A 13535-nucleotide genomic window follows, 5' to 3' on the forward strand; every position below is an offset into this window, starting at 1 on the left:
TGAATATGGACATAAAATATTCTCTGGAACACCTACTGTCAATTTAATTCCTTCTAGCGGTTTAGGAATTTCTCCATCAGGAAACATTGAGGTTAGGTCATATTATGCAAATCTTGATTACTAGTTAAAATACCTATTATAAAGAACACTTCACTAAACAGGAAAATGCCAAAATGCTTGTCAATCAGCATTTTGGCATTTTTTAATAACAACTATAATAAATGACTTACGCAGTTACAGTTTGTAGAGATTTTGCTACTTTTTTAACTGCTTCTAGGCCGTTTGCAATAATCTCCTCTGCTTTATCTTGTGAAGCATTATGACCTTCAATAATAACTTCTTCAATAATTTCCATACCGAATACGCCACCTACTACATTTTTAATGTAGTTTACAGACATTTCCATAGGTTGTGCTTCTGGTGCAGAATAGTAACCACCGCGAGCATTTAAGATTACAGCTTTTTTATCAGTCATTAGGCTAACTAATTGACCGTTTTCATCATATTTAAACGTGAAACCAGCTTGATATACATAGTCAATGAAAGTTTGTAATGTCGCTGGAATTGTTAAGTTCCATAATGGGAAAGCAAATACAACTACATCTGCTGCAGTTAGTGCATCCATCGCTTTTTGTTTTGCAGCTAAAAGACGAGATTCAATGTCAGATAATTCTTCACCGTTTTGAACTTTACCGAATGCATTGAAAAGATCTTGACCGAAGTATGGCATATCTTCAGCAAATACATCGAATGTTGTTACGTTTACATTTTGTACGTTTTCCATGAAAGTGTCGTACATTTTTGTTGAAATTCCGTCTGGGCGGTTGTTAGCTTTTACTACTAATACGTTCATTATATAATTTCTCCCTTGAGTTTCCTAAATTAATATCTCGAATTCAAGATATATCCTTATAATAAAAAAATTCCGATAAAAAGTCAACGTTAGGAGCCTCAGACTTTTGACTGAATCATTGTGAGTAAAATGCACAAACGCAATTACGCCTAGGCGTAATTGCGTCCAATTTTTTTCGAACTTGCTCGAAGCGCTCCTCTTTCAAATCTGGAACATCAGCCGGAGCCCTTTAACTTGGTTGTGTCAATTCAACATTTATAAAGGTTACAGAAGCAAGTTAAATTTGACAGCTATCATCTGTACAAACGCCTGCATCTCCAGAGCCTTCCATCTTTAACCCTGGTTGTAAGCCTTCTTCCTCCGCTACTTTACGCAAAGTATTTTCAAACACCTCTTGCGGTTGTGCTCCTGAAATACCGTATTTACGATTTAGAACAAAGAATGGAACACCTCGTACACCAAGCTGAAGCCCCTCCTGTATATCTACTTCCACATCACCTTTAAATTCATCACTAGCAAGAACCTTTTCAATATCCTCAGGCTTGAAACCAACTTGTTCTGCGATTGCCACTAATACCTCATCATGACTAATGCGCTTTCCATCGATAAAATAGCCATGTAACAGCGCTTCAACTAATTCACTAGCGTCACCCTGTTGTTCAGCCCATTTCACAAGTCGATGTGCCTTTAATGTGTTTTCTGCCATCATCTGATCAAAATTATAATGTAAGCCTACTTCTTTTGCGCGAGCTGCCACACCTTGTGTCATTTCTTTCGCTTTTTCTAATGTCATACTATATTTCTGAGACAAAGATTCGTAGATAGACTCATTCGTATCCGCTGGTGTTGTCGGGTCAAGTTGATAGCTTTTATAGACAAGCTCCACTTGGCCCTCAAACCCTGTATCCTGAATTGCCTTTTCCAATTGTTTTTTGCCAATGTAGCAAAAAGGACAAACATAATCTGACCAAATTTCGATTTTCATAAAAAACACGCTCCTTTTGCTACATTGTAACGACACATGCTCTCTTCGAGCAATTTTTATGCTTCATTGCATAAATTTTCAAAGCTATCTCCATACTGAACGTAAAAACACTGTGAGGGTTATGTATGACACAATCTCTTTGGCTTGCAACAACCGACTCGGTTTCCTTGCCATCTTTAACAGCTTCGACTAAATGTGATGTTTGTATTATTGGAGGAGGATTGACTGGACTATATACCGCTTATGTATTAGCAAAAGCAGGTGTCGATGTTGTACTACTAGAGGCCAATTCAAAGCTTAGTTATGGTACGACTGGTCATTCAACAGGTAAACTAACTGCACAGCATGGCTTAGTCTACGCAAATCTTCTCGAAAAGCTTTCTGTAAATGATGCTAGACTCTACTATCATTTAAATCAACATGCTGTAGAGAAAGCATTACAATTCCTCCCTAAAGAGTCCATTCGGCCAGTTGACTCATACCTGTATTGTCAAACAAAAGAAGGCTACTCACAATTATTAAAAGAGTGGAATGCCTATAAAGTATTAAATGTAAAGGCAAAGATTACTTCTGAAACGGAGCTCCCTTTCCCTATTACAAAGGCACTTAGCGTATCGCAGCAAGCTCAAATAAATCCCGTAGTTGTAAGTAACTTTCTTATAAAAGAGGCATTATCAATGGGCGCGAAACTATATGCAAACACACGTGTCCAGCAATTACGCATTGCACAAAATGACTTACATACCGAAAAAAATATCTCGGTTCAATATAATAAGCTTATTTTGTGCACGCATTACCCAATTGAAGCCTTTAAAGGATTACAACTCCTAAAGCTTTCAAATAACCGATCTTATATGGTTGCCAGTAAAATAACGGAAACGTACCAAGGACAGTATTTATCAGTTGATTTTCCTTCACGTTCTATTCGAACGACTACTATAAACGATGAGCACTATTTACTTCTCGGTGGGGCTAATCATATTGCAGGTCAAACGACCAATACGAAGCCCTTTTACGATGCTATTCAAAATGAAATGAAAGTACACTTTGGGCAGGAGCCACTTTATAGATGGTCGGCTCAAGATATCGAAACACCCGACATGGTACCTTATGTCGGAAAAATTACGCAGTCCTTACCAAATGTCTTTATCGCAACAGGATATCGCAAATGGGGGATTTCTAATTCATTCGTCGCTGGGGATTTATTGTCTTCACTTATTACAGGTACTGCGAAGAACAACGATGCAAGTACGCTTTATTCGCCTGCACGTACAAAATTTGGTGCGCAGTTTATGCAAATGCTGAAAGTCGGAGGCTTCGTGGCAAAGGAACTGGTCACAGGCTATATTAAAAATGGAAATGCTCCAACTTGTACGCATTTAGGCTGTAAAACAAAGTGGAATGAAGCGGATGAGACATGGGATTGCCCCTGTCATGGCTCCCGTTTTAATGCCCAAGGAGAAGTGTTAGAAGGGCCAGCAGTTCAACCATTAAAGCTTGATTAATAAGGCACTAGTTGATGATAGCGTAACTAATGATGCAAGCGTGAACGCACAAAACGCAAGACGCAGACATCAATGGCATAGCAAAAAAGTGTTAGATTGATGGCAGTCAATCTAACACTTTTTCTATTTGTCCCAACCTCGTTCTTCAGTTTGGACAATACGCTATTTTATTTTAATGCATCCGTTAATACTGGAACGATTTGTTTTTTACGAGATACAACACCTGGTAAAACAACACGGTTGTTTGTCAGCTCTGCACCAAATGCTTTTGCTGCCGCTTCTGCTACTTGTCCAATTGCAACAGCTGTTGAATCATTGTTTAAAATGTCTGTTACAACGAAAAAGAATAAATCTAAACCATTGTCAGCAACATTTTTATTTAAAAGAATTTCTAATTCTTCTTGTCGTCCAAGCACATCGTTAATATCAACAGCATTCACTTGGGCAACGACAGATTTATATTCACCAAACTGGAACTCTTTTGCATCTAAAGATAAAAGATCCTCTAAAGATTTATCTGAAAGATCAGCGCCTGCTTTTAACATTGCTAGTCCATAGTCCGCAGCATCAACACCTGCGATTTTTGCAAGTTCCTCCGCAGCTTTTACATCCTGTTGTGTACAAGTTGGTGATTTGAACAGTAATGTGTCAGAAATAATAGCTGATAACATTAAGCCTGCAATATTTGCTGGTATTACAACATCATTTTCTTTAAAGATTTTATTTAAAATAGTCGCTGTACAACCAACCGGTTCAGCACGGTAATACAATGGGTCAGCTGTTTGGAAGTTTGCAATGCGATGGTGATCAATTACCTCTGTAATTTGTACTTCCTCAATCCCATCAGCCGATTGTTGGAATTCATTATGGTCTACAAGGATTACCTTTTCCGCTTCCCCTACTACAGAAGAAATAAAACGCGGTGCCTCAAAGCCAAATTTGTCTAGTGCATATTTTGTTTCATTATTTAATTCGCCAAGACGTACTGCTTCAGCTTCTACTCCAATTTGTTGCTTTAAATATGCGTATACAATTGCAGATGTAATTGTATCTGTATCAGGATTTTTATGTCCGAAAACTAAAACTTTGCTCATTAATACTTTTCCTCCTAAATGACTTCTACATTTTCATTTATTTTAACATAATTTATGAAAGAACATGATATAAAGTAAAACTTTCATCATACGCTACTTTTGAAAACTATGTTGTTGTTCATTCACGCTACACTATACTATAATAAAAGTATTTCACTCCATTTAATAGTTTATCTATTTTTTACCATGTATTTTTTTGATTTCCTATGTTAAACATAAATTTCCTAATTTTAGATAGATAGATAGTTGTGATTTTTATACAAGAAACGATAATTTTATGCTATTATCATGTAGTCAAAATTTTTAGGAATTACAGGAATGGGGATTGTGATGACAAAGAAGATGGAAAAAAAGTATATTCCTTTGGCAAGCTATTTTGACGTGGCTTCGCAAAGTGAAATTACTTTAACCTTTAGCGCATTAGAAAACATTATGGGACAAGCCTTACCCAATGCTGCTTATTTAAATAAGAGCTGGTGGAAAAAAACAAAGCCTCCTCTTACGCATTTTTTATCTTGGACAAATGCAGGTTATTATGTCATAGATGTCAAATTAGGCACAAGTGTCACATTTTCTCGCACACAGGAGAAAATATCGACGGATCATATTTCTGAAAATAACGAAAATACTTCTGCGTACATAATCCGAGCGATTGAAGCATCAGATGCTAGAGCATTTATTCTTTTACAAGAAGAAATCCTTCAACAAACTGAATTTTTGTATAATGTTGAAAATGAGTTAGAGCTAACTGTACAACAACTTAGAAAAAACCTAGCTTATTGGAAGCAATTAAAAAACCGCACTATTTTGCTTTGCATTTTAAATGGCACGTTTGCAGGTTATGCAGTAATTCATGGTTATAAGCACTCTAAAGCCAAACATGTTGCCTCAGTCCACTTGGCCGTGAAAGAAGAACACCAACGAAAAGGTATCGGCTCAGCACTTATGAAAGCAGTGGAAGACTGGGCTAACCAAAGAAATATCTCTCGCCTCGAATTATCCGTTATGGAGCATAATGATGCCGCATTACAGCTATTTAAAAAACTAGGCTTTGAACACGAAGGAACTCGCGTTAATGCTATTAAACTAAATGATACATTCAAGGCTGAATATAGTTTAAGTAAAATTTTATAAATTGGTTTTTCAAGGATGTCTAATATTTTAGTTGGACATCTTTTTACTTTTCTAGACCTTAGAACCAAAAACGTATAGATGAGCATATTACTCCACCTATACGCTATACTTTATCAAAATACTTGCTTTTCTCTTGCTACATCTAAAAATAATAAATTATTTTCTACTTGTTCATAGGATTGTTGATATTGAGTGTATCGCTCTTTATCATGACTAACCATTTCCTCAATAAGAGCATGCATAAATGAAAATAGGACAGGTACCATATCTAAAGAGGATTGATTTTTTAAACCTAATGCAAATAAGGCACTTGCATAGTCTCTTATTGGTGACAACGCCGATCCTGTAATAGCAATAATTTTTACTTTTTTCATTTTCGCTATTTCAACAATCGTTTTCACATCATTGGAATGTTTATCACATGAAAAAACTATTAACGTAGTACGTTCGCTCATGCTGTTGATTTGTTGAACGAGATCATCTGAATCTGTACGTAGTTGCTTTACATTTGATCGTAAAGTTTTCAACGTATACGATAACCAATTAGCAATAGAGGCAGCTTGTCTTGTACCTAAAATATAAACTGTATCTGCTTCATGCATCCATTTAGAGCTTTTTTGAAGCACCTTATCGTTCACAAGATGTATTGTATCTTGAATGTTTTGCATATCACGTTGCATGATTTTAGCAAAGCTTGAAGTTCTTTGCTTGCTCGCCGTATATGTTGGTTGAAGAGGAACACCCTCATGTTGTGAGTTTAAATAACTTCTAATCTCTTCTTGTAGCTCCACATAACCTGACAAATCCATCGCATAACAAAAACGAATAACGGTTGATTCACTAACATTTGCCTGTCTACCCACTTCAGCTGCCCCATTAGCAATAACAACCGTTGGATTACTCATAACAAATTGCGCAACTTTACGTTGTCCTTTTGACAGTCTTACAAATCTTTTCTTTATATTTTCATTTATACTCATTCCTAACAACCTTTCTTTCAAAGAAATTATCACGAATGGAGATTGTTCCCTACTGACTCTAAATTCGATTAAAAATACATTATCATGATTGCAATTTGAATACAATGACTTTTCAGAAAAATCTTTAATGTATTAACACACTAACGCACTAGTTCATAATTAAATGACATAAATTCTCTATATTTATCATATCCAAAGTATCTTTATCAACTAGTAGCTGGATAACAAGTAATCTACGAATTGAAATTTTAACATATTTTAGAAACAAATGCATAAAAATAAATAAAATATAATTTTTATGTATTTAATAAAGCAGATTTCAAAAAAAGTCTTGGATTCAAATTGAACCCAAGACTTTTCGTATGTTTACTATTCCAGTTCCATTTGTTTCGTTTCTGTGCCTAAAAATATGACACCAATCACCCCTATAATGATAGCACCACAAAAAATTGCAAAAATAAAACCGATATCATAGCCTGCTGTTAGTAATGATCCGACCAATAATGGACCAAAAATACCGCCAATTCGTCCAACTGCGGCAGCCATTCCTGCACCTGTACCACGAATAACGGCTGGGTACTGTTCTGGTGTATAAGCATAGAGTGCACCCCACGCGCCTAAATTAAAGAATGATAATAGCATCCCAGATGTTAATAGCACCGCCATTGTTTCTGCATTACCAAAAATGAAAGCACTTACAGCTGTTCCAATTAAATAGGAAACAAGTACAAATTTACGTCCAAATTTTTCAATAAACCATGCCGCTGTAAAGTAACCTGGAAGCTGTGCTAAAGTCATAATCAACACATACTTAAAGCTAGTAATCATATCAAAACCTTTTCCGACCATTACACTCGGTAACCATAAAAACATACCGTAATACGAGAATACTACTGTAAACCATAACACCCATAACATAAGTGTCGAACGGGCATATTTTTTCGACCATACATCACGTATGTTGAGAAAAATGCTACGTTTTTTTGATTCAGCCTTCGCAGTAAACTGTGGTGAATCTGGTAAATGCCAACGCAGGTATATAGCGTACACTGCTGGAATTGCTGTTAACAACAAAGCGACACGCCAGCCCCATGTCGGGATAACAAAATAAGAAATCAGTGCGGCAATAAGCCAGCCTGCTGCCCAAAAACTCTCTAGTAATACCACTACTCTTCCACGTTCCTTTGCCTCCACACTTTCAGAAACAAGAGTAGATGCTACAGGTAGTTCTCCACCGAGCCCCATCCCTACTAAAAAGCGTAATGCCATAAATGCGATTAAAGTTGTTGTAAATGCCGAAATACCACTTGCCACAGAAAATAATATAAGCGTCCACATGAACACTTGCTTACGACCGACTTTATCTGCAAAAATACCAAAGATGAGTGCGCCAACTGCCATTCCTATAGAATTAACACTGCCAATCCAACCCATCTGACTCTTAGTTAAATCCCAATCTACCGCGAGCGCTGTAATAACGAAAGATAAAATACCGACGTCCATTGCATCAAAGAGCCAGCCAACACCTGCTACACCCAAAAGCTTATTACGTGATATAGATTGTTCTTGCTTAATTGTTGTCATCTTAACCACCTGTCTTTACACTTGACTTTACATTACGAGTATACTATACAGTTGTTTCAAGAAAGTGACAAGTAAAATTCAAATGACCGAATTGTTTAGACAATTTATTAATTGCTATTGAAAATATATGGTCATTTGCGTTAAAATGTCTCTTATACAAAAACAACTGTTCTTTCTATAAGAACAAAAGGAGATCGTTACGTTATGTGGAAAGGCCTTATTGAAGAATATAAACAATTTTTACCCGTAACAGAAAATACACCTGCTCTAACATTAAACGAAGGCAATACGCCTCTTATACATTTAGTTAATCTTTCTAAACAGCTTGGTATTGAGCTGTATGGTAAAATAGAAGGTGCAAATCCAACTGGTTCTTTCAAAGATCGAGGTATGGTATTTGCCGTAGCAAAGGCTATTGAAGACGGTAGTAAATGTGTTATTTGTGCCTCAACAGGCAATACTTCAGCTGCTGCTGCTGCTTATGCAACACGTGCAGGTATCCAATCTATTGTTGTTATTCCTAAAGGGAAAGTAGCGCTTGGTAAATTAGCACAAGCGACAATGTATGGTGCAAAAATTATTGAAATTGATGGTAATTTCGATGATGCTTTAAACATCGTGCGTCAAGTGAGTGAAACAACACCTGTAGCACTTGTTAACTCAGTTAACCCATATCGCATTGAAGGGCAAAAAACAGCTTCTTTTGAAATTGTAGATGCTTTAGGATCTGCTCCAGACTATTTATGCATTCCAGTAGGTAACGCAGGCAATATTACAGCTTACTGGAAAGGCTTTAAAGAATATAATGATGTCAAAGCTTCAGGTTTACCAAAAATGTACGGCTTTGAAGCAGAAGGTGCCGCAGCAATTGTAAAAGGTGAACCAATCGCTAACCCAGAAACAGTTGCAACAGCTATCCGTATCGGTAACCCTGCTAGCTGGCAGTATGCTGAAGCAGCACGAGATGAGTCTGGCGGCATTATTGACTCTGTAACAGACGAAGAAATTTTAGCAGCTTATAAGCTAATTGCAGGAACTGAAGGCATTTTTGTTGAGCCTGGTTCAGCTGCATCATTAGCAGGTGTTATTAAATCTGTTGAAAACGGTAAAATTGCCAAAGGCTCAAAAGTCGTGACAGTCTTTACTGGTAACGGCTTAAAAGATCCTGACACGGCGATGAACGTTTCAACAGTAGACGTTGTTGCTCTAAAAAATGATGAAGAAGAAATCCGCAAATACATTGAGGGCGTACTATGAGTAAAAAGTGGCAAATCACCGTTCCTGGGAGCACAGCCAATTTAGGCCCTGGCTTTGATTCTATTGGACTCGGCTTGTCTCTTTACTTGAAATTAGATGTTTCCCTACAGGATAGTTGGGAGATTATACATCTCGATGACAACGGTCCTAGTGAATTTGAGCTTGAACAACATTTACTATACATTATTGCCAAAAAAATCGCTGATCAGTATAAGAAGAATTTACCTACTTGCCGTGTTGAAATGGCAAGCGAACTTCCTTTAGCTCGTGGTTTGGGCAGTAGTGCAGCCGTTATTGTTGCGGGTATTGAACTAGCCAACCAATTATGCGATTTGAAGTTAACTGTGCAAGACAAGTTAAATCTATCTTCTCAGATTGAAGGGCATCCTGATAATGCTACTGCCTCAGTACTTGGAGGCTTGACTATATCTTCAATGGATGAAAACGGTATTGTAGATACTTTCCATGTCAATGATATCAATGCTTCATTTGTTGTTTATGTCCCTGATGTGGAGTTGAAAACGAGTGAGTCTCGCTCGGTATTACCAAAACAATTTGATCGGGCTTATGCAGTACGTGCCTCTGCAAATGCAAATATGCTAGCTGCATCGTTAATGGTTCGAGATTTTGAACGTGCTGGGCACTATATGGAAGCTGATTTGTTCCATGAGCCTTTCCGTTCAACATTAATACCACAGTATGTGGAGATTAAAGAAGCTGCAAAAGCAAATGGTGCTTATGGTACAGCATTAAGTGGAGCTGGACCGACACTAATTTCCATCATCCCTACTGCTATTGCCGAAGGCTTTGTTGCAACAATGCAAGCAAATTTCCCAGAACATCATATCATTCTAACGAAGGCCGATGAGCATGGTGTACAAGTAATATAAATTTACAACGTCTACTTCAAAGTAGGCGTTTTTTCTTGAAGGAGGCTGTAACTTGAAACCAATTATATTTTGCGACTTTGACGGTACTATAACCGAAACAGATAATATCGTCTCACTTATGATGCATTTTGTCCCTGAACAATCTGAGAAAATTGCGAAGGCGATGATGGCCCAAACAATAAGCTTTAAAGACGGTATTACAGCTATGTTTGAACTATTATCGACTAACCAAAAAGATGAAATCATTCAATATTTATTGGAGACCGCTGTTATTCGGGAAGGCTTTAGAGAATTCGTTCATTATGCACAGGAACACAATATTCCATTTTATATTGTCAGTGGAGGGGTCGATTTTTTCATACAACCAATGCTTGAAAAGTTTGGTCCATTTTCAGGGATTTATTGCAATAGTGCTGACTTTTCTGGAGAGCAGATTACTATTGTTTATTCAAATAGCTGCGATGCACAATGTGCAAAGTTTACAACTCAAAGTTGCGGTTGCTGTAAACCAACTGTCATGCGTAAAGTGGCACAGCCCGATCATTTCAAAATTGTTATTGGTGACTCTATTTCTGATTTTGAAGCTGCTAAACAAGCGGATTTAGTATTAGCTAGAGAACAGTTAATTGACCACTGTAAAGATTTACAAGTTCCTTACGAGCCATTTAACACTTTTTATGATTGCTTGGAAACAGTTAAAAAATTAATAGAAGTATAAAAAAAGGAATCTAGCCGATATCCATTGACTAGATTCCTTTTTCATTTAATTATGCTAATAATACTAGACTAATAGCCATTACAGCCATTCCTGCCACTAATCCATACATCGATAAATGTGTTTCATCGTAGCGCTGTGCAGCGGGGAGTAGCTCATCTAATGATATAAAGACCATAATTCCGGCAACACCGGCAAATACAATCCCAAACATGACGTCTGTTAAAAAAGGCATTAATAGCAAATATGCTACTAGCGCACCAACAGGCTCTGCTAACCCCGATAAAAAAGATAGTTTAAACGCTTTTCTACGATTTCCTGTAGCAAAAAAAATAGGTACTGATACAGCAATTCCCTCTGGAATATTATGAATGGCTACAGCAATTGCAATAGCAATACCAACATTCGGATCGTTTATTGCGGACATAAACGTCGCAATACCTTCAGGGAAATTATGAATCCCAATGGCAAGAGCGGTGAAAACACCCATCTTCATCAGATGGTTTTCATCTACCTGTGGTTTTACGGCATTAATATCTTCAACAAGCTTAACCTCATGTGGATTAGTCGATTTTGGAATAAATTTATCAATCAATGCTATAAATAACATTCCGCCAAAGAAACCTGCAATCGTCAACCAATAACCGTTAGTTGTACCTAAAGCATTCGTTAAAGCATCTTTTGCTTTTACGAATATTTCCACCAGTGATACATAAATCATAACACCAGCTGAAAATCCAAGGGCTATCGATAAAAATTTTGTATTTGTGCGTGATGTAAAAAATGCTATTAAGCTCCCTACTCCTGTTGCAAGTCCAGCAAAAAGGGTTAACCCTAAGGCGAATATTATTGATCCTTCCAAGTCCTTCTTCCTTTTCTCTTTTTCTTATTGTACTCATCTTAGCTTAAAAGTTTCCTAGAAGCAATTCTTTTTTACTAGGTAAATATTCTATACAAAAACTTAATAAATTTTTCATATAAAGGAAGTAGTCCAAATAAAGGACTGTCCGCAAAGGGGCTGGGACAAAAGAGAAAAAGTGTTAGATTGACTGCCATCAATCTAACACTTTTTTGCTGCGCCGTTGTTGTCCGCTTCGGCGGTGCTTTCCGCTCAGCACAGTAAGCCGCAACCCTCGCTAACGCGCAGAATGCCAGCGTCTTACGTTGTGTGCGTTCTGAGCTGGAGTCACCACCTCCGCTATCAACAACTAGTGAACACTTCTATTTTTTTGCAAATAGCCAAGTTCCCATAATAGCAAAAATTTACGAACACCTTTCCTCTGTTCCTTAAATTTTTTTAGTTATGTCCCAACCTCATTCTATTACGTAAAAATCCACTCCGCTTTCCATAGGTACGTCTTTCGACTTGCACTACTAAAAAGAGCAGCACCCTTTGAAGGGTACTGCTCACATTAGCACTATTGTTTTATAGTATTCTTTTTATATAATCGTTTACGTCGTTCATACCAAAGTACACAAAGGATAAACCATGTGTAACCGACGCACCAACCAGCAAGTACATCGGAAGCAAAATGACGCGCACCTGCTATACGTGATAGACCAATAAGTATTGTTAGTACAATTGCCCCAATCCAAAGCTGTATTTGACGTGCTCTGCTGTTATTTTCAGATAACAAATAAGCAACTGTAAATAAATACAAAATACCTGACATAGCATGTCCTGATGGAAAACTAAACGATGTTAATTGATCTTCTATTTCTGGTCGAGGTCGTTGAATCCATTTTTTCAGCAATTGATTCAGTACATTACCTCCAGCAAATGTCAACAAAACAAATAGCATGCCTCGGTAATTTTTTACCCTCCATGCTAAATACACCATCAATATAAGTGCAACTGTAATGACAAAACTCGGCTCACCAATATAATGAAAAGCTTCGATAAACGGATTGCCAAATAATATGTCTGCCACTTTCGTATCAAAATTAAGAATTGTCTCACCCTGATATGTTAACCGCAACATAAAAAAAGCTATTAGCGTTACTATTGCTAATGGAAATGCCCATATTTTTATCAAAATTTCACCTCAAAACACATTCACGAATTGTTTTTTCACATCATACCATAATTACGTGAAATAGAGGAGTAAATGCATATATTTCGGCATTTATAGCATCAGTAAGCACTTAATATCACAAGCTAGTCGAATAGATGCTTCATTAGTTTTATTGAAGTAATTTGAAAGTGCTAATGCTACAATAAATAAAATAGCTATTATAGGTAGTATTTTTCTAAACAACATCAGCACTCTCCTAACCTCTTATATTTAATTCTTCAGACTATTTTAATAATACAGGATCAAATAGCCAATCCTTCGGTCCAAAGTTTGGGTCTTTTTCCCCTCTAACTTCTCTAGAAATACGATTATTAATAATTAACTCCCTGAACTTTCTAAAGTGTACCCTTTGTAAAGGACATTTTGAAAAAGCCTAGGCAACTTGTTGAAGCTGCTGTCTGTATTTTACAGGCGGCAGCTTTTTTAAATTCCACTGACCTCGATAATGATTGTAATACGTCAT

13 protein-coding genes are annotated in these 13535 nt (G+C 37.0%); 5 read left to right on the forward strand and 8 right to left on the reverse strand.

Going from position 1 to position 13535, the window contains the following annotated elements:
- Positions 1–226: 226 nt before the first annotated feature.
- Together C9J37_RS21340 and C9J37_RS21345 are read right to left on the reverse strand one after the other, a co-directional pair.
- Entirely contained in the window at positions 227–853 is a 627-nt protein-coding gene (locus tag C9J37_RS21340; protein WP_024361348.1) for an FMN-dependent NADH-azoreductase, read from the reverse strand.
- A gap of 277 nt (positions 854–1130) precedes the next feature.
- On the reverse strand, positions 1131–1838 hold the full coding sequence (locus C9J37_RS21345; protein ID WP_107896979.1) for a DsbA family oxidoreductase: 708 nt from the start codon (positions 1836–1838) through the stop codon (positions 1131–1133).
- Positions 1839–1963: 125 nt separating this feature from the next.
- Between C9J37_RS21345 and C9J37_RS21350 the strand changes: the two genes are divergently transcribed.
- A complete protein-coding gene (locus C9J37_RS21350; RefSeq protein ID WP_107896980.1) occupies positions 1964–3343 on the forward strand; it encodes an FAD-dependent oxidoreductase in 1380 nt (459 codons plus the stop codon).
- A gap of 167 nt (positions 3344–3510) precedes the next feature.
- Here the strand turns inward: C9J37_RS21350 and C9J37_RS21355 are convergent, their stop codons facing one another.
- Positions 3511–4437 (reverse strand): manganese-dependent inorganic pyrophosphatase, encoded by a 927-nt coding sequence (locus C9J37_RS21355; RefSeq protein WP_069508892.1) that lies wholly within the window; start codon positions 4435–4437, stop codon positions 3511–3513.
- 330 nt (positions 4438–4767) lie between these two features.
- On the opposite strand from C9J37_RS21355, the gene C9J37_RS21360 reads away from it, so the two are divergent.
- Positions 4768–5571, forward strand: a complete 804-nt coding sequence (locus C9J37_RS21360; protein ID WP_235617195.1) for a GNAT family N-acetyltransferase — start codon at positions 4768–4770, stop codon at positions 5569–5571.
- A 113-nt stretch (positions 5572–5684) separates the two neighbouring features.
- Here C9J37_RS21360 and C9J37_RS21365 read toward each other — a convergent pair whose 3' ends face one another.
- Together C9J37_RS21365 and C9J37_RS21370 are read right to left on the reverse strand one after the other, a co-directional pair.
- Positions 5685–6551 (reverse strand): MurR/RpiR family transcriptional regulator, encoded by an 867-nt coding sequence (locus tag C9J37_RS21365; RefSeq protein WP_107896982.1) that lies wholly within the window; start codon positions 6549–6551, stop codon positions 5685–5687.
- 369 nt (positions 6552–6920) lie between these two features.
- Positions 6921–8135, reverse strand: coding sequence for a niacin permease NiaP (locus tag C9J37_RS21370; RefSeq protein WP_024361354.1), 1215 nt, complete (start codon positions 8133–8135; stop codon positions 6921–6923).
- A 204-nt stretch (positions 8136–8339) separates the two neighbouring features.
- Here C9J37_RS21370 and thrC point away from each other — a divergent pair, with 204 nt between their 5' ends.
- Genes thrC through C9J37_RS21385 form a run of 3 tightly spaced genes read left to right on the forward strand, consistent with a single transcriptional unit; the run spans position 8340 to position 11000 of the window.
- A complete protein-coding gene (thrC, locus tag C9J37_RS21375; protein ID WP_069508886.1) occupies positions 8340–9392 on the forward strand; it encodes a threonine synthase in 1053 nt (350 codons plus the stop codon).
- Complete coding sequence (gene thrB / locus C9J37_RS21380) at positions 9389–10282, forward strand: homoserine kinase (protein ID WP_107896983.1); 894 nt, start codon at positions 9389–9391, stop codon at positions 10280–10282. Before thrC ends, thrB begins: the two co-directional genes overlap by 4 nt.
- A gap of 52 nt (positions 10283–10334) precedes the next feature.
- Positions 10335–11000, forward strand: a complete 666-nt coding sequence (locus tag C9J37_RS21385; protein ID WP_107896984.1) for a 2-hydroxy-3-keto-5-methylthiopentenyl-1-phosphate phosphatase — start codon at positions 10335–10337, stop codon at positions 10998–11000.
- A 49-nt stretch (positions 11001–11049) separates the two neighbouring features.
- Here C9J37_RS21385 and zupT read toward each other — a convergent pair whose 3' ends face one another.
- The 3 genes from zupT to C9J37_RS29735 all read right to left on the reverse strand — a co-directional run.
- Positions 11050–11859, reverse strand: coding sequence for a zinc transporter ZupT (gene zupT / locus C9J37_RS21390; RefSeq protein ID WP_107896985.1), 810 nt, complete (start codon positions 11857–11859; stop codon positions 11050–11052).
- Between the two features lie 556 nt (positions 11860–12415).
- The gene (locus tag C9J37_RS21395) at positions 12416–13030 is read right to left on the reverse strand and encodes a phosphatase PAP2 family protein (protein ID WP_107896988.1); all 615 of its coding nucleotides are present in this window, start codon (positions 13028–13030) and stop codon (positions 12416–12418) included.
- 415 nt (positions 13031–13445) lie between these two features.
- Positions 13446–13535, reverse strand: a 90-nt coding sequence (locus C9J37_RS29735; RefSeq protein WP_328822053.1) for an IS3 family transposase, incomplete at its 5' end; no start/stop codon positions are given.

Origin of the sequence: Lysinibacillus mangiferihumi, from assembly GCF_003049665.1 — a bacterium.
Taxonomy (GTDB): domain Bacteria; phylum Bacillota; class Bacilli; order Bacillales_A; family Planococcaceae; genus Lysinibacillus; species Lysinibacillus mangiferihumi.